Below are 16,371 nucleotides of genomic sequence, written 5' to 3' on the forward strand. Positions count from 1 at the left end.
GAGAAGATACGATGAACGCACCGCTTAACATTTCCATGCCGGTCGAAGCGTCTCAGGCGCCGAAGAGCTACAAGCTTCTGATCGACGGCAAACATGTCGGTGCCCGGGATGGCCGCACGATCGAACGCAACAGCCCCGGCCACGGTTTTGCGGTTTCACGCTATGCGCAGGCGGGTGCTGCGGAAGTCGACGCTGCGGTGCAGGCCGCGCACAAGGCCTTCGAGGCCGGCGCATGGCCGCGCATGAAGGCTTCGGAACGCGCCGCGGTGCTGCTCAAGGCGGCCGATCTGATCGAGGGCCGACTGGAAGAGATTGCCAGGCTCGACGCGTTGGAATCCGGCAAGCCGATCGCGCAGGCGCGCGGCGAGATCGGCGGCGCCGTCGACATCTGGCGCTATGCCGCTTCGCTTGCTCGCACGCTCCATGGCGAGAGCTATGCCAATCTCGGCGATGACATGCTGGGCGTGGTGCTGCGCGAGCCGATCGGCGTCGTCTCGATCATCACGCCGTGGAATTTTCCCTTCCTGATCGTCAGCCAGAAACTGCCCTTCGCGCTCGCCGCCGGCTGCACTGCCGTGGTCAAGCCGAGCGAGATGACCTCGGCGTCGACCTTCGTGCTCGGCGATATCCTGCTGCAGGCCGGCCTGCCGACGGGTGTCGTCAACATCCTCGCTGGCCTGGGTAGCGATGTCGGAGCGCCAATGGTCAGCCATCCGCTGGTTGAGATGGTGTCCTTCACCGGCTCGACCCGCGTCGGCAAGATGACCATGGCGGCGGCGTCCAGTTCGCTGAAGAAGGTGTCGATGGAGCTCGGCGGCAAGAACGGCCAGATCGTCTTCCCCGACGCCGATCTCGAAGCAGCGGCGGATGCCGCAGTCTTCGGCGGCTTCTTCAACGCCGGCGAATGCTGCAATGCCGGCAGTCGGCTGATCGTGCATGAGGCGATCGCGGACGACTTTCTCGGCGCAGTCAAGGCGCTGGCCGAGAGGGTGAAAGTCGGCGACCCGCTTGACGACCGCACCAAGGTCGGCGCGATGATCTCGGCCGACCACATGGCAAAGGTAGCCGGCTATGTGACGGCGGCCAAAACCGGCGGCGGCAGCGTCTTCAGCGGCGGCGAACAGCTCGCCTCCAACGCCGGCCAGTATCTCGATCCGACCATTGTCCGCAATGTTACCGAGGACATGGAAATCGCGCGCGAGGAAGTCTTCGGGCCGGTGCTGTCCGTGCTCACTTTTGAAACGATTGAAAGGGCATTGCACATCGCCAACAACACGCCCTATGGTCTGTCTGCGGGAGTGTGGAGCGCCAGCATCGACACATGCATGTCGGTGGCGCGCGGTGTGCGTTCGGGGACGGTTTGGGTGAATACGTTCATGGAGGGTTATCCCGAACTGCCCTTCGGCGGCTACAAGCAATCCGGTCTCGGACGCGAACTCGGCAAACGCGCCGTCGAGGACTATACCGAGGAAAAGACAATCCAGTTTCATCGCGGCCAGCGCACCGGATGGTGGCTCGGCTGAGTTGGGAGACCCCGGCGGTCACCCCGCCGGTTATGTGAATGCAACAAGGGAGGTAGTACATGTTGCGCAAACTGCTTATCGGAACGGCTCTTGCGACGAGCTTTGCGTTCTCGGCGCATGCCGCGGACGTCAAGGAAGTGCAGATGCTGCATTGGTGGACGTCGGGCGGCGAAGCGGCTGCTCTGAACGTGCTGAAGCAGGATCTGGCCAAGGAAGGCTATGCCTGGAAGGACGTGCCGGTGGCCGGCGGCGGCGGCGACGCCGCCATGACCGCTCTGAAGGCGATGGTCGCGGCCGGCAACTATCCGACTGCCTCGCAGATGCTGGGCTACACCGTGCTCGACTATGCCGCTGCTGGCGTCATGGGCGACCTCACCGAGACCGCCAAGAAGGAAGGCTGGGACAAGAGCGTTCCGGCCGCCCTGCAGAAGTTCTCCGTCTATGACGGCAAGTGGGTCGCGGCTCCGGTCAACGTCCACTCGGTCAACTGGCTGTGGATCAACAAGGCCGTGATGGACAAGATCGGCGGCACCGAGCCGAAGACCTTCGACGACTTCATCGCCCTGCTCGACAAGGCCAAGGCCGCTGGCGTCATCCCGCTGGCGCTTGGCGGCCAGAACTGGCAGGAAGCGACCATGTTCGACTCCGTCGTGCTGTCGACCGGCGGACCGGAATTCTACAAGAAGGCGATGAACGACCTCGATGAGGAGTCGCTCAAGTCCGACACGATGAAGAAGTCGTTCGACAACCTCGCCAAGCTCGTCACCTATGTCGACCCGAACTTCTCGGGCCGCGACTGGAACCTCGCCACCGCCATGGTCATCAAGGGCGATGCGCTGGTTCAGGTCATGGGCGACTGGGCCAAGGGCGAGTTCCACGCCGCCAACAAGACCCCGGGCACGGACTTCCTCTGCTACCGCTTCCCGGGCACCGACGGCTCGGTGATCTACAACTCCGACATGTTCGGCATGTTCAACGTTCCGGACGACCGCAAGGCCGCGCAGGTCGCTCTGGCCACCGCCACCCTGTCGAAGAGCTTCCAGTCGGCTTTCAACGTCGTGAAGGGCTCGGTCCCCGCCCGCACCGACGTGCCGGACACCGACTTCGATGCTTGCGGCAAGAAGGGCATCGCCGACCTTAAGGCGGCTAACGAAGGCGGCAAGCTGTTCGGCTCGTTGGCCCAGGGCTACGGCGCGCCCCCGGCTGTCGCCAACGCCTACAAGGACGTCATCTCGAAGTTCGTCCATGGCCAGATCAAGACCTCGGACGAAGCCGCGACCGAATTGGTCAAGGCGATCGACGACGCCAAGTAAGGCGTTTTGCTGGAGCAATTCCAGGAAAAGTGCATAGCGGTTTTCCGTTCGGAATTGCATAAACAAAACCACTCGAGTCTCCCCCGCTCCGGCGGGGGAGGTCTCCTGTCGAGACGATATACGGGATTGCTGCCTTGTGTGCGCCGCACGCTGGCTGGTCCCCAATAACCGGTACTGGATGAGCCGATGAGCACAGTCGCCGAAACCCAAATCAAGCTGACGCCGGAACATGACGCCCGTCCTGGCGCCTCCGTCCGCTCGCGATTGCAGGACCTGTTGCCGAAGATCGTCCTGGCGCCGAGCTTCGCGGCGACGATCGTCTTCGTCTATGGCTTCATCCTATGGACGATCTATCTGTCGTTCACCAATTCCAAGACCTTCCCATCCTACGACATCACCGGCGCCCGCGCCTATCAGCGGCTGTGGCGCTGGACCTTCGAGAGCGACCCGCCGTCGAGCTGGTACACCTCGATCACCAACATGGGGATTTTCGGCTTCCTCTACATCCTGATCTGCCTGGCGCTCGGCCTGTTCCTGGCCATCCTGCTCGACCAGAAGATCCGCGGCGAAGGCATGCTGCGGCCGATCTATCTCTATCCGATGGCGCTCTCCTTCATCGTCACCGGCGTCGCCTGGAAGTGGTTCCTCGACCCCGGCCTCGGTCTCGAGCAGACCCTACACCAATGGGGCTGGACGAGCTTCCATTTCGACTGGATCAAGAACAAGGATTTCGTCATCTACACGGTGGTGATCGCCGGCGTCTGGCAGGCTTCCGGCTTCATCATGGCGATGTTTCTGGCCGGGCTTCGCGGCATCGACGGTGAGATCATGAAGGCCGCGCAGATCGATGGGGCCACCACCTTCCAGCTCTACCGTCGCATCGTTATTCCGCTGCTCAGGCCGGTGTTCTTGTCGGCCTTTATCGTGCTCGCGCATCTGGCCATCAAGTCCTATGACCTTGTCGTGGCGCTGACCAGCGGCGGACCGGGCGGTTCGGCCTGGCTGCCCTCCAACTTCATGTATGAGTTCACCTTCAAGCGCAACGAGATGGCGGTCGGCTCGGCGAGCGCGGTGATCATGCTGATGACTTTGACCGCGATCATCGTGCCTTATCTCTATTCCGAGCTCAGGGAGAAGCCGCGATGAGCGCCGTCACCTCACCGGCCAGCCAGGCATCGAGCGGCGTCAGCGCCAGGACGATCAACCGCATCGTCATCTACGGGCTGCTCGCGCTGTTCGCGCTGTTCTACCTGATGCCGCTCTTCGTGATGCTGGTCACCTCGTTCAAGACCATGGACGAGATCCAGAACGGCAACATGCTGGCGCTGCCGCAGTCGCCGACCATCGCGCCATGGTTCAAGGCCTGGGGCGAAACCTGCGTCGGCCTGACTTGTGCCGGCATCAAGGGCTACTTCTGGAACTCCATCAAGATGGTGGTGCCGGCGGTGCTGATCTCGACGCTGCTCGGCGCTCTCAACGGCTATGTGCTGACCAAATGGCGCTTCCGCGGCCACACGCTGGTCTTCGCGATGATGCTGTTTGCCTGCTTCATTCCGTTCCAGTCGGTGCTCTTGCCAATGGCGACCATCCTCGGCAGCATCGGCCGCTTCGGCGCCAGCCTGCAGAACGCGACGGGGTTCAACTTCGGCCTCGGCAACTCGACGGTCAACCTGGCCTTCGTCCATGTGGTCTACGGCCTCGGCTTCACCACGCTGTTCTTCCGCAACTATTACGAGGCCTTCCCGACCGAACTGGTGAAGGCGGCGCAGGTCGACGGCGCCTCCTTCTTCCAGATCTTCCGTCGCATCATGCTGCCCAACTCGATGCCGATCTTCGTCGTCACCGTCATCTACCAGTTCACCAACATCTGGAACGACTTCCTGTTCGCTTCCGCTTACGCCGGCACCGGCGACGTGATGCCGATGACGGTGGCGCTCAACAATGTCGTCAACACCTCGACCGGCGTCGTCGAATACAACGTCAACATGGCCGCGGCGATGATCGCCGCGCTCCCCACCCTGATCGTCTATGTCGTCGCCGGCCGCTATTTCGTGCGCGGGCTGATGGCCGGCGCGGTCAAGGGCTGACCCTATTTTCTGAAGGAACGACCATGGCTTTTCTGGAAATTGATGGGCTGAAGAAGCGCTTCGGGAATGTCGAGATCCTGAAGGGCATCGATGTCGAGCTCGAAAAGGGCGGCTTCCTTGTGCTGGTCGGCCCGTCCGGCTGCGGCAAGTCCACGCTGCTCAACACCATTGCCGGGCTGGAAACCATCACCGAGGGCCAGATCCGTGTCGACGGCCGCGCCATCAACGATCTGCATCCCTCGAAGCGCGACATCGCCATGGTCTTCCAGAGCTACGCGCTCTATCCGAACATGACGGTTGCCGGAAACATCGCCTTCGGCATGGAGATGCGCGGCGTGCCGGCGGCGGAGCGCCAGGCGGCGATCGACAAGGTGGCAAAGATACTGCAGATCGGTCACCTGCTCAACCGCAAGCCCAGCCAGCTTTCCGGCGGCCAGCGCCAGCGCGTCGCCATGGGCCGGGCGCTGGTGCGCGACCCGAAACTCTTCCTGTTTGACGAGCCGCTTTCCAACCTCGACGCCAAGCTGCGCGTCGACATGCGCATCGAGATCAAGCGCCTGCACGCCACGACCGGCACCACGATCGTCTATGTCACCCACGACCAGATCGAGGCGATGACGCTGGCGACCAAGATCGCCGTGATGCGCGACGGCGAGGTACAGCAGTTCGGCACGCCGGCCGAAGTCTACAACAACCCCACCAATATCTTCGTCGCCGATTTCATGGGCTCGCCCGCGATGAACCTGATCCCGGCCAAGATCGGCGCCAATGGCAGCGGGCTTTCCGTTGTTCTCGATCGTGAGGCCCGCCAACCGATCACGCTGTCGCTGCCCGGCGCGCCGACCGGCCTTGCGGCCTTCAAGGACAAGCCGGTCATCTTCGGCGTGCGCCCGGAAGCGCTGACCGATCCAGAAGGCGCCGAGCGCAACGGATCCGAAATCGCCACCGCCGACTGCCACATCGAAGTGGTCGAGCCGGCGGGATCGGACACGTTCGCCGTCACCAATCTCGGCGGCAAGGGCGTGGTGGCGCGGCTGCGCGCCGACGCCAGGATCCAGCCCGGCACCAGCACGCCGCTGGCCTTCAATCTCAGCAAGGCGGTGTTCTTCGATCCGGCGACCGAGAAGCGCATTCTCTGATGCATGTCGCCCAAAAGTGGATCCGGTTTTGGGGCAGCGACATGCGTCAAGACAAAGATCTAAAGCGCGTGGTCCCGGTCAGTTCAAACACGACGCGCTTTAGACCATGACAAATCCGGATATCGTCATCATCGGCTCCGGCATCGGCGGCGCCACGATCGCCTCCGGCTTGGCCGGCAGCGGCGCCTCGATCCTGATCCTGGAACGCGGTGAACCGCTGCCCGCGACGCCGCATGCGCGCTCGACGCGCTCGATCTTCGTCGACGGGCATTACCGGCCGAAGGAGATGTGGCGCGAGGCCGGCGGCGCCGCGTTCAACCCCGGCAATTACTATTATGTCGGCGGCAACTCGAAATTTTTCGGCGCGGTGCTGATCCGCTACCGCAAGGAGGATTTCTCCGAGCTGGAGCATTTCGGCGGTGTCTCGCCGGCCTGGCCGTTTTCCTATGACGAGTTCGAACCCTGGTATTCGAAGGCCGAGCAGCTTTTCCGCGTGCGCGGCGCGCTCGGCGAGGATCCGACCGAGCCGTTCCATTCGATTCCTTATGCCTTCAAGCCGGTGCCCGACGAACCTTCGATCGCGCGTGCTCGCGCCGAGCTCAAAGGCCTAGGCCTGCATCCTGCCTCGCTGCCGCTCGGCGTCGACATCGAAGCCTGGCTGAAGGAGGGCAAGACCGGCTGGGATGCTTTTCCGAACACCGGGCAAGGCAAGGTCGACGCCCAGACCGGGCCTCTGGCGGCGGCGCTCAATGACAAGAACATCAAGCTCGAAACCGGCGCCCATGTCGACTGGCTCGAGGCCTCGCCGGACGGCAAATCGATTGCCGCCATTCATTACACGCAGAACGGCGCGCAAAGGACGCTCTCGCCGAAGCTGGTCATCCTATCGGCCGGCGCGATCAACTCCGCCGTCATCCTGCTGCGCTCGCCCTCGACAAACGGCAAAGGCCTCGCCAACAGTTCCGACCAGGTCGGCCGCAATTTCATGAACCACAATTCGAGCGCGATGCTGGCGATCGACCCGCGCCGCCGCAACGACGCCGTCTACCAGAAGACGCTGATGCTCAACGACTATTATCTGTCGGGCGGCAAGGGCGGCAAGCCGCTGGGCAATGTGCAACTGCTCGGCAAGATCGACGGCAACATGCTGCGGGCCAATGTGAAGCTGGCGCCAAGATTCGCGCTCGATTTCATGGCCGGCCACGCCGTCGACTGGTACCTGATGTGCGAGGACCTGCCCGATCCTGAAAGCCGCATCCTGGTCGACGGCAAGGAGATCGTCATGCAGTGGCGGCGCTCCAACATGCAGTCGCTGGAAGGCCTGACCACGGTGATGCGCGAAAACTTCCGCGCCTGCGGTTACCCGATCGTGCTGTCGCGCCCGTTCGACAAGCGCACGCCCTCGCACCAGTGCGGCACCGTGCGGATGGGCAACGACCCCGCGACGGCGCCACTCGATACGTTCTGTCGTGCTTACGACCATAAGAACCTGTTCGTCGTGGACGCCGGCTTCCTGCCGACCTCGGCGGCGGTCAATCCGGCGCTGTCGATCGCAGCCCAGGCGCTGCGCGTGGCAGACCATATCCGCAAGACGGAGTTCGCGGCATGACCCGCCCGGCAGCCATCGTCACCGGCGGCGCGCGCGGCATCGGCCTTGCCTGCGCTGAGGCGCTGGCCGATGCCGGCTTCGATATTCTTGTTGCCGACTTTGCGGACAAGCCGGCCGATGGACTTGCCGAAAGCATCGCCGCGCGCGGCGCGAAATTCGCCTATGCCAGCTGTGACATCGCTGATCTCGCTGGCCATCCAAAACTGGTCGCGGCGGCGGTGGACGCCTTCGGCAGCATCGATTGCCTCGTCAACAACGCCGGCATAGGCGCCGTCGTGCGCGGCGACCTTCTGGAATTGAAGCCTGATAATTTCGACCACGCGCTAAATATCAATCTGCGCGGCACGGTGTTCCTCAGCCAGGCCGTCGCCAAGGCGATGCTGGCGACACCCGCCAGCTTTGCGAGGTCGATCGTCACCATCACCTCGGTCAGCGCGACAATGGCCTCGCCGGAGCGCGCCGACTATTGCATCTCAAAGGCAGGGCTTTCGATGTGGGTGAAGAACCTGGCGCTGCGGCTCGCCGCGGAAAACATCGGCGTGTTCGAGGTGCGGCCGGGCATCATTCGCACCGACATGACGGCAGGCGTATCCGCAAAATATGACGCGTTGATAGACGGCGGGTTGGTGCCGGCCAAACGCTGGGGCGATGGCGCCGATATCGGCGCTGTGGTGGCCGCACTTGCCAGCGGAAAATTCGGCTTTGCAACCGGATCGGTCATCGATGTCGACGGCGCGCTCTCCGTGCCTCGTCTGTGAGTGAGTGGAACCATGGCTGACTACATCATCGTTGGCGCCGGACCGGCCGGTTGCGTGCTGGCCAACCGGCTGAGCGAGGAGCCGACCAATTCGGTGCTGCTGCTCGAAGCCGGCGGCAAGGATTGGCACCCGCTGATCCACATGCCGGCAGGCTTCGCCAAGATGACCAAGGGCATCGCTTCCTGGGGCTGGTCGACGGTGCCGCAGAAGCACATGAAGGACCGCGTCTTCTGGTACACCCAAGCCAAGGTTGTCGGCGGTGGCTCGTCGATCAACGCCCAGATCTACACGCGCGGCAACGCCCGCGACTATGACGCCTGGGAGAAGGAAGAGGGCTTGGCCGGCTGGGGCTATCGCGATGTGCTGCCCTATTTCAAGCGCGCCGAGAACAACCAGCGCTTCGCCAACGATTATCACGGCGATCAGGGGCCGCTCGGCGTTTCCAACCCGATCTCGCCGCTGCCGATCTGCGAGGCCTATTTCCGCGCCGGCCAGGAGATGGGAATCCCCTTCAATCCGGATTTCAACGGCGCCAGCCAGGAAGGCGTCGGCTATTACCAGCTCACCCAGAAGGACGCGCGGCGCTCCTCCGCCTCGGTCGCCTATCTGAAGCCTATCCGCGCCCGCAAGAACCTGACGGTCAGGACCGATGTACTCGTCACCCGCGTCGTCGTCGAGAAAGGCCGCGCCATCGGCGTCGAGATCGTCGACAAGCGGGGCGGAGAGAAGACGATCCTGCGCGCGGAACGCGAGGTGATCATCTCCTCCGGCGCCATCGGCTCGCCGAAGCTCTTGATGCAATCCGGCATTGGCCCGGCCGATCATCTGAAGTCGGTCGGCGTCACGCCGGTCCATGACCTGCCCGGCGTCGGCTCCAACATGCAGGACCATCTCGACCTGTTCGTGATCGCCGAATGCACCGGCGACCACACCTATGACAACTATGCCAAGCTGCACCGCACGATGTGGGCCGGCCTGCAATACGTGCTTCTGAAGAAGGGCCCCGTCGCCTCCAGCCTGTTCGAGACCGGCGGCTTCTGGTACGCCGATCCGACCGCCGCCTCGCCCGACATCCAGTTCCATCTCGGTCTCGGCTCCGGCATTGAGGCGGGCGTCGAAAAACTGAAGAATCCCGGCGTGACGCTGAACTCCGCCTTCCTGCGCCCGCGCTCGCGCGGCACCGTGCGATTGAAGAGCGACGATCCCGCCGATCATCCGCTGATCGACCCGAACTACTGGTCCAATTCCTACGATCGCGACATGTCGATCAAGGGCCTGCGGCTGGCGCGCGAGATCATGCGGCAGAAGGCGCTGCAGCTTTTTGTGCAGCGCGAGGTGCTGCCCGGCCCTGCCCTGCAAAGCGACGCCGATCTCTTCGACTATGCCTGCCGCTCGTCCAAGACCGATCACCATCCCGTCGGCACCTGCCGCATGGGCCATGATGCGATGGCGGTGGTGGCGCCCGATCTCAGGCTGCGCGGCATCGACGGCCTGCGGGTCTGCGACGCGTCGGTGATGCCGCGTGTCCCTTCCTCCAACACCAATGCGCCGACCATCATGGTCGGCGAGAAGGGCGCCGATCTGATCCTCGGACGCGAGCCGCTGCCGCCGGCCGTGTTCAAGGGCAATAAGGCGGCTTGAGGGGAGAACAATGATCCGCCACTGCGTCTTTGTCCGCTTCGGCGACGGCACCTCCGCCGCCGAGCGCGCCGCGATTCATGCCGATCTCGAAGCGCTGCGCCCGGCCATCGACGGCATGGGCAAGGTTCAGCGCCAATGTCAGCCCGGAGCCGTTCGCGCGCGGTTTCGGCCATGGCTTTACCATCGATTTCCGCGATGCTGCCGCCCGCGACGCCTATCTGGCGCACGAGGCGCATCAGCGCGCCGGCGCTCGCCTGGTAGCGGCGCTCGAAGGGGGCGCCGACGGGCTGATGGTCCTCGACTTGGAGTTTACGGAAATGTGACCGCCGGTTGATCGGAAACCGGCAAATAACCCGTTCTCTTTTGCACTGCATGGAACATATCGTTCCTTTCGCGGATGCAAAGGAGCAGCGATTTGAGTCTCACCTCGGAGCAGAAGAAAACCGTACTCGCATCTTTCCTGGGCTGGACGCTCGACGCTTTTGATTTCTTCCTTCTGACATTCCTGCTCACCGATATCGCCGCTGAATTCCACACCGATGTCCCGGCGGTCTCCAAGGCGCTGTTCCTGACCTTGGCCACGCGATTCATCGGCGCGTTCCTGTTCGGCATGCTGGCCGACAGATATGGGCGCAAACCGCTGCTGATGCTCAACATCGTCAGCTATTCGGTGATCGGGGCGCTGGCGGCCTTCTCGCCCAATCTCGGCATATTCCTGGCCCTTCGGGCGCTGTTCGGCATCGCGATGGGCGGCGAGTGGGGCCTTGGCAGCTCGCTCGCCATGGAATCCATTCCGCCCAGCGCCCGCGGCATGGTTTCGGGCATCCTGCAATGCGGCTATCCGGCGGGATATCTGCTGGCGGCAGTTGTCTATGGGCTGCTCTACGGCCAGAAGATCGGCGATTTCACCTTCGGCTGGCGCGCCATGTTCCTGCTGAGCTTCGTACCGGCGCTGATCGTGCTCTTCATCCGCTCGCACGTGCCGGAATCGCCCGCCTTCGTCTCAGGCCGGGCGCAGGCGCGGCCGGGTCTTCTCGTAACGCTGCAGAAGCACTGGGGCATCGCGCTCTATGCCGTGGTGCTGATGATGTTCTTCAACTTCTTCAGCCATGGCACGCAGGACTTGTACCCGACCTTCCTGAAGAAGCAGCATGGCTTCGATCCGCACACGGTGAGCTGGATCACCATCGTCGCCAATATCGGCGCCATTGTCGGCGGCTTGGCGTTCGGCGCGCTGTCGGAGAAGATCGGGCGCATAAACGCCATCACGCTCGCCTGCGTCATTGCCCTGCCGGCTATTCCGCTCTGGGCCTATACGACGACGCCCTTCATGCTGGCGCTCGGCGCCTTCATCATGCAGGTGGCGGTGCAAGGCGCCTGGGGCGTCATTCCGGTGCATCTCAACGAGCTATCGCCGGGCTCCGTGCGGGCGACCTTGCCTGGCTTCATCTACCAGGCCGGCAATCTGGCGGCCTCCTATGGCGGCCCATATCAGGCCGGCATCGCCGAAGCGCCGGGAGGCAGCTATGGCTACGCGCTGGCATTGTTTGCCGGCGTGGTCGCCATCTGCATCATCGTCGTCATCCGGTTCAGCCCCGAGAAGCGTGGCGAGGTCATGACCGTGATCGACCGGGAAGTCAGCCCAGTCTGAGCGCCACCACGCCCGCGACGATGCCCAGCGCCGCGGCGGCGCGCCATGCCGTCATCTTCTCGCCCAGCGCCAGCACCGAGATCAGCATGGCGAACAGGATCGAGGTCTCGCGCAGCGACGCCACCGAGGCGATCGGCGCCTTGGTCATCGCCCACATCACGATCCAGTAGGCGGCGCCGCTGAGCACGCCGGTGAAGAGGCCTGCCTTCCAGTCCCGCGCCAGCAGGGGCAGCGACTGTGGCCCGCGAAAGGCGATGCACAGCACCAGCGCCCAGAGCGCATCGCAGACGAACAGCCAGGCCGCATAGCTTTGCGCGGTTGCCGCCAGCCGCGCGCCGCTGCCGTCCGACAGCGTGTAGCTGGCAATGAAGATCGATGTGCCGAGCGCGAAGCTGACGGCGCGCAGATTGAACCGTTCAAGATGCACACCGCCGCGAAACGACATGACCAGCGTGCCTGCCGACAGAAGCACGATGCCGAAGATGGAGAGTGGCGCCGGTATCTCTCCGAGCAGAACGATGCCGCCGAGCGCGGAGAGCAGCGGCGCGGTACCGCGCGCCAGCGGATAGGTCTGAGCGAAATCGCCGGCCTTGTAAGCGCCGATCAGAAACGTCCGGTAGCCCATATGGAAGAAGACCGAGGCGAGGATGAATGGCCAGACCTCGGCTTTCGGCACTTCAACGAAAGGCAGCGCCAGCAGCGCCGCAGCCCCCATGCCGAGCGTCATCAAGGTGATCGACAGGAAGCGGTCGAGGTGCACCTTGACCAGCGCGTTCCAGATCGCGTGCATGGCGGCCGCCGACAGCACCGCGAGGAAGACGAAAAGCGTCATGCCCGCCTCACCCGCCTGCAAGCCTAGCGGCGATGCCTGGCGTTTCCAGATCGATATCGACCCTGAGCGGGAAATGGTCGGAGGCCACTTCGCCGATATCGGCGCTCACGGAACGCACCCGCCCGGCCAGGACGCCGCCAACGAAGCAATGATCGAGCCGGCGTTTCGCCAGCTTGCCCTCGATGATCTTTTCATGCGTGTGGAAGTCCGCCACCGGCTTGGCGGCGACGGCTGCGGCATCGACGAACCCGTCGATATAGACGGCGCCGCGATGATAGGGCGTGCTGCCGACGATGCGCCGGTATTCCGCACTTCCCGGCTCCATGTTGAAATCGCCGAGCCAGATCGCCGCCAGCGGGTTTTCCGGCTCCGGCTCGCCATTCGCCCAGTTGCGCTGCGGCTCGTCATCGGCGCCGCTCCAGGGACCGCCATCGGACGGCGCGCGGCGCTGTTCGGCGAGCAGATAGTCGATTTGCTCCAGCCGCTCTTCGGCCGCGATATGGGCAAGATGCAGCGAGAAAACCCGCACCGATCCCGCCGGCGTCCGGATCATGCACTCCAGCGCGGCGTTGCGCGTGTTGAGGGGCTTGAGCGTGCGGCGCAGCGGCAGCGCATGCAGCCGCGACCAGACGATCGGCAGCTTGGACAGAAGCATCGTGCCGAACTGCCTGCGGCGGTTGACGATGCGCCCATCACGCTTTTCGCTGGCGTCCATGTCGAAGGCCGGACCGTAGACCCAGTGATAGTCGGGCAGCAGCCTGGACAGGATTTCCGGCTGGTCGTCGCCGTTGCTGCGCTGCCAGTGCCGCTCCACTTCCTGCAGGGCGATGATGTCGGCGCCGTCGACGAGGCGCGCGGCGCGCACCAGATCGTAGCGGCCGTCGCTGCCGTAGCCGTACTGGATGTTGTAGCTGACCAGCTTCATCGATTAACCGGCTGAATATCCGGCCACGGCACTAGCGCCTCGGCCATCGCGTTGCAATGGACGCCATCGACGTGCGGAATGGTCCAGCGATGACCGCCGACCCTGGCATCGTCTAGGTCGTGAGCGACTGGAACCGCCCCGCCGGCGATGCTGCCAGCTCGGACCAGTCGATTTCTTCTTCCAGACGGTGATAGGCTTCGTCGCCGATCGTACCGTCGCGGCGCAATTCTTCGAGCCTATCGCGCTGCCGCTTGATGGCATAGAGGCGCAGCCGGTCGTATTCGGTGGCCGCCTGCGCATCCTCGGGATTCTCGGCGATCTTGCGTTGGGCCTCGTACTGCTCGCGCACGACGTCCGCAGCGGCTGACGTCTTGCGGCTCAGGACGTCGAGCGCGGCTTCCATGATGGCAACGCGTGCCTGCGCCACTTCGCGATCTATCGTCGTATCCTCTTCGAAATTGAGCCAGCGCAGCAGCGGCTTCAAGCTCATGCCTTGCAGCACCAGCGTGCCGAGCACGACCGCGAAGGCGGCAAGCACGATCGGGTCCCGGCCAGGGAAATTGGCCGGCAGTGCAATGGCCACCACCAGGCTCACCAGCCCACGCATGCCGCACCAGCCGACAAGCAAGGCGCCCCCGAATGTCGGCGCATCCCGCCTTTGCTCTTTGCTGTCGAAGCGGGCGAACCGCCGTATGATCGCGACGTAGCCAAACACCCAGACGAGGCGTGCCACGATGACAACGGCCAGCACCGTTGCGGCGAAGACAAATTCATCGCCCTGCCCATCGCCGGAGAGCCTGCCGACGATCGACCGGGCCTGCAGGCCCATCAGCACGAAAGCCAGCACATTGAGCACGAACACTGCCGACTCCCAGACCGAGTAGGTGCTGACGCGGCGTCTGGCCGACATCTGGCGCGGCGCGGTGCGCGCGATGGTGATGGCATAGACGACGATGGTGATGATGGCGGAAAGGCCGATCCTGTCGGCGATGATCCAGACGGCAAAGGTTCCGGCAAACTGCACCACGGTGCTGCTTGCCGCATCCTCGATGCGCGTCAGCGTCAGCAGCGAGAGGCGGCCGAACAGATAGCCGGCGGCGACGCTGCCGACCGTCGACAGAAGGATCACCGGCACCGCATCGCTCAGCATGACCGAGCCGACCGCGGCCGAAACGGCGATGCGGTAGATCAGAAGCGCCGTGGCGTCGTTGAGCAGGCTCTCCCCTTGCAGGATGGCGTTGAGGCGGTGCGGCACCTTGAACTGGCCGAGCACGGCGCTCGCCGCCACGGCGTCCGGCGGCGCGACGATGGCGCCGAGCGCGATCGCCGCCGCGATCGGCAGACCGGCCATTTTCCAGCCGACGAAGGCGACGACCACGGTGGTGAAGACGACCGCGCCCAACGCCAGCAGCACCAGCGACAGCCGGTAGCGCTTCAGGTCGCGCAGCGACGTATCATAGGCGGCATCGAGAAGCACCGGCGCGATGAACAGGGCAAGCGCCAGTTCCGGGTCGATCTCGATGGTCGGCGCACCTGGCAGAAAGGCGATCCCCACTCCGGCCAAGGCCAGCAGGGAGGGATAAGGTATCCCCAGCCATCGCGACAACGCCGTCAGCCCGACGGCGATCAGAAGCAGGATGAGGGTGAGCTCGAAAAGCGCCATGACTCATCGTAGCGATGGAACCAGGCCATTGGCACTGCAAAAAGCGATGGTGAATGGTGAATGGTGAATGGGCATCATCAGAGATAATTCGAGCACGTAAAGTGCTCTCTTCGCTGACTACCATTCACTATTCACTATTCACCATTCACCCTAGTGCAGCACCAGCATGTCGCCCGACGAGAACGAGATGTCCGCCTTCTCGCCGACGACAGGCGGCGGCGTCGCCGAGTTGTTGAAGGTGTCGAGCGATACCGTGTTGCCGCCGATGCCGACGCGCACCCGGATGACCGAGCCGAGGAAATGCACCTCGGCGATCTCGCCCGAAAGGCTGGTGTCGTGGCCGGGCTGGCGTCCGAGCGAAATCGCTTCGGGCCGCAGCGCCAGCGACAGCGTGTCGCCGGACTTCGACCCGTTGAGCTTTCCCTTCAGCGAGACTTCCTGCGTGTTGACCCGCACCTTGCCGGACGCGGCATCGGTGACCTTGCCTTCCAGCACGTTGAGCGTGCCGACGAAATTGGCAACGAACTTGGTCGCCGGCCGGTTGTAGATCTCGAACGGCGTGCCGACCTGTTCGGCCTTGCCGCCATACATGACCGCGATGCGGTCGGAGATCGACAGCGCCTCTTCCTGGTCATGCGTCACGAAGATGGTGGTTATGCCGAGCTTCTTCTGGATCGAGCGGATTTCCTCGCGCAGCGAAATGCGCACTTTGGCGTCCAGCGCCGACAGCGGCTCGTCGAGGAGCAAAAGCTTCGGCTTCGGCGCAATGGCGCGCGCCAGCGCGATGCGCTGCTGCTGGCCGCCGGAGAGCTGGTAGGGATAGCGGTCGGCCATCTGCGGCAGCCTGATGATGTCGAGCATCTCCGCGACACGGGAATCGATGGCCGCCCTGGGCATGCCCGCCACCTTCAGTCCGAATCCGATATTCTGCGCCACAGTGAGGTTGGGAAACAGCGCATAGGCCTGGAACACCATGCCGATATTGCGCTGGTTGGGCTTCAGCCTGGTGATGTCCTTGCCGCTAACCACGATCTTGCCGGCCGAGGGCTCCTCGAAGCCGGCCACCATGCGCAACACCGTCGTCTTGCCGCAGCCGGACGGACCGAGGAAGGAGACGAATTCGCCCGGCGCGACATCGAGGTTGAAATCCTCGACCACGGTTGTGGCGCCGAAGGACTTTCGCACATGCTGGATGGAGAGAAACGGCTCGGCCATGGCTTTTTCTTTCGG

Annotated in this window: 13 protein-coding genes and 1 pseudogene; 10 read left to right on the top strand and 4 right to left on the bottom strand. The window is 63.8% G+C overall.

What is annotated here, in order from left to right; all coding sequences use genetic code 11:
- Positions 1–11 precede the first annotated feature (11 nt).
- From EOD29_RS05525 to EOD29_RS05570, 10 genes and pseudogenes are all read left to right on the top strand, one after another.
- Positions 12–1,523, top strand: a complete 1,512-nt coding sequence (locus EOD29_RS05525) for an aldehyde dehydrogenase family protein (protein ID WP_127246093.1) — start codon at positions 12–14, stop codon at positions 1,521–1,523.
- A 59-nt stretch (positions 1,524–1,582) separates the two neighbouring features.
- A complete protein-coding gene (locus EOD29_RS05530; protein WP_127246094.1) occupies positions 1,583–2,836 on the top strand; it encodes an ABC transporter substrate-binding protein in 1,254 nt (417 codons plus the stop codon).
- Positions 2,837–3,022: 186 nt separating this feature from the next.
- Positions 3,023–3,982 carry a sugar ABC transporter permease gene (locus tag EOD29_RS05535; RefSeq protein WP_067002547.1) on the top strand — a complete coding sequence of 320 codons (960 nt, stop codon included), beginning with the start codon at positions 3,023–3,025 and terminating at the stop codon, positions 3,980–3,982.
- The gene (locus EOD29_RS05540) at positions 3,979–4,923 is read left to right on the top strand and encodes a carbohydrate ABC transporter permease (RefSeq protein WP_067325882.1); all 945 of its coding nucleotides are present in this window, start codon (positions 3,979–3,981) and stop codon (positions 4,921–4,923) included. The genes EOD29_RS05535 and EOD29_RS05540 overlap by 4 nt, the downstream gene beginning before the upstream one ends.
- Before the next feature lie 23 nt (positions 4,924–4,946).
- Positions 4,947–6,062: an ABC transporter ATP-binding protein gene (locus tag EOD29_RS05545; protein WP_067325879.1), complete on the top strand. Its 1,116-nt coding sequence runs from the start codon at positions 4,947–4,949 to the stop codon at positions 6,060–6,062.
- A 106-nt stretch (positions 6,063–6,168) separates the two neighbouring features.
- Positions 6,169–7,671, top strand: coding sequence for a GMC family oxidoreductase (locus EOD29_RS05550; protein WP_127215739.1), 1,503 nt, complete (start codon positions 6,169–6,171; stop codon positions 7,669–7,671).
- Entirely contained in the window at positions 7,668–8,429 is a 762-nt protein-coding gene (locus EOD29_RS05555; RefSeq protein ID WP_127246095.1) for a 3-ketoacyl-ACP reductase, read from the top strand. Before EOD29_RS05550 ends, EOD29_RS05555 begins: the two co-directional genes overlap by 4 nt.
- Positions 8,430–8,441: 12 nt before the next feature.
- Positions 8,442–10,070 (top strand): choline dehydrogenase, encoded by a 1,629-nt coding sequence (locus EOD29_RS05560; RefSeq protein ID WP_127246096.1) that lies wholly within the window; start codon positions 8,442–8,444, stop codon positions 10,068–10,070.
- Positions 10,071–10,080: 10 nt separating this feature from the next.
- A pseudogene (locus EOD29_RS05565) lies at positions 10,081–10,393 on the top strand (Dabb family protein).
- 92 nt (positions 10,394–10,485) lie between these two features.
- Positions 10,486–11,721 (top strand): MFS transporter, encoded by a 1,236-nt coding sequence (locus EOD29_RS05570; RefSeq protein WP_164763691.1) that lies wholly within the window; start codon positions 10,486–10,488, stop codon positions 11,719–11,721.
- Here EOD29_RS05570 and EOD29_RS05575 read toward each other — a convergent pair.
- The 4 genes from EOD29_RS05575 to EOD29_RS05590 form a co-directional block, all read right to left on the bottom strand.
- Positions 11,708–12,553: an EamA family transporter gene (locus EOD29_RS05575; RefSeq protein ID WP_067002559.1), complete on the bottom strand. Its 846-nt coding sequence runs from the start codon at positions 12,551–12,553 to the stop codon at positions 11,708–11,710. The two genes, EOD29_RS05570 and EOD29_RS05575, sit on opposite strands and share 14 nt — an antisense overlap.
- A gap of 7 nt (positions 12,554–12,560) precedes the next feature.
- A complete protein-coding gene (locus tag EOD29_RS05580; protein ID WP_067325867.1) occupies positions 12,561–13,478 on the bottom strand; it encodes an endonuclease/exonuclease/phosphatase family protein in 918 nt (305 codons plus the stop codon).
- A gap of 112 nt (positions 13,479–13,590) precedes the next feature.
- Entirely contained in the window at positions 13,591–15,141 is a 1,551-nt protein-coding gene (locus EOD29_RS05585; protein ID WP_067002561.1) for a sodium:proton antiporter, read from the bottom strand.
- Between the two features lie 150 nt (positions 15,142–15,291).
- Positions 15,292–16,356 carry an ABC transporter ATP-binding protein gene (locus EOD29_RS05590; protein WP_067325862.1) on the bottom strand — a complete coding sequence of 355 codons (1,065 nt, stop codon included), beginning with the start codon at positions 16,354–16,356 and terminating at the stop codon, positions 15,292–15,294.
- Between the last annotated feature and the right edge of the window lie 15 nt (positions 16,357–16,371).

Source organism: Mesorhizobium sp. M1A.T.Ca.IN.004.03.1.1 (assembly GCF_003997555.1).
Lineage (GTDB): Bacteria > Pseudomonadota > Alphaproteobacteria > Rhizobiales > Rhizobiaceae > Mesorhizobium.

What these genes read in the sequence shown, in the direction of transcription:
- EOD29_RS05525 (WP_127246093.1), top strand. Translation starts at nt 12, where the DNA reads ATGAACGCACCGCTTAACATTTCCATGCCGGTCGAAGCGTCTCAGGCG.
- EOD29_RS05530 (WP_127246094.1), top strand. Translation starts at nt 1,583, where the DNA reads ATGTTGCGCAAACTGCTTATCGGAACGGCTCTTGCGACGAGCTTTGCG.
- EOD29_RS05535 (WP_067002547.1), top strand. Translation starts at nt 3,023, where the DNA reads ATGAGCACAGTCGCCGAAACCCAAATCAAGCTGACGCCGGAACATGAC.
- EOD29_RS05540 (WP_067325882.1), top strand. Translation starts at nt 3,979, where the DNA reads ATGAGCGCCGTCACCTCACCGGCCAGCCAGGCATCGAGCGGCGTCAGC.
- EOD29_RS05545 (WP_067325879.1), top strand. Translation starts at nt 4,947, where the DNA reads ATGGCTTTTCTGGAAATTGATGGGCTGAAGAAGCGCTTCGGGAATGTC.
- EOD29_RS05550 (WP_127215739.1), top strand. Translation starts at nt 6,169, where the DNA reads ATGACAAATCCGGATATCGTCATCATCGGCTCCGGCATCGGCGGCGCC.
- EOD29_RS05555 (WP_127246095.1), top strand. Translation starts at nt 7,668, where the DNA reads ATGACCCGCCCGGCAGCCATCGTCACCGGCGGCGCGCGCGGCATCGGC.
- EOD29_RS05560 (WP_127246096.1), top strand. Translation starts at nt 8,442, where the DNA reads ATGGCTGACTACATCATCGTTGGCGCCGGACCGGCCGGTTGCGTGCTG.
- EOD29_RS05575 (WP_067002559.1), bottom strand. Translation starts at nt 12,553, where the DNA reads ATGACGCTTTTCGTCTTCCTCGCGGTGCTGTCGGCGGCCGCCATGCAC.
- EOD29_RS05580 (WP_067325867.1), bottom strand. Translation starts at nt 13,478, where the DNA reads ATGAAGCTGGTCAGCTACAACATCCAGTACGGCTACGGCAGCGACGGC.
- EOD29_RS05585 (WP_067002561.1), bottom strand. Translation starts at nt 15,141, where the DNA reads ATGGCGCTTTTCGAGCTCACCCTCATCCTGCTTCTGATCGCCGTCGGG.
- EOD29_RS05590 (WP_067325862.1), bottom strand. Translation starts at nt 16,356, where the DNA reads ATGGCCGAGCCGTTTCTCTCCATCCAGCATGTGCGAAAGTCCTTCGGC.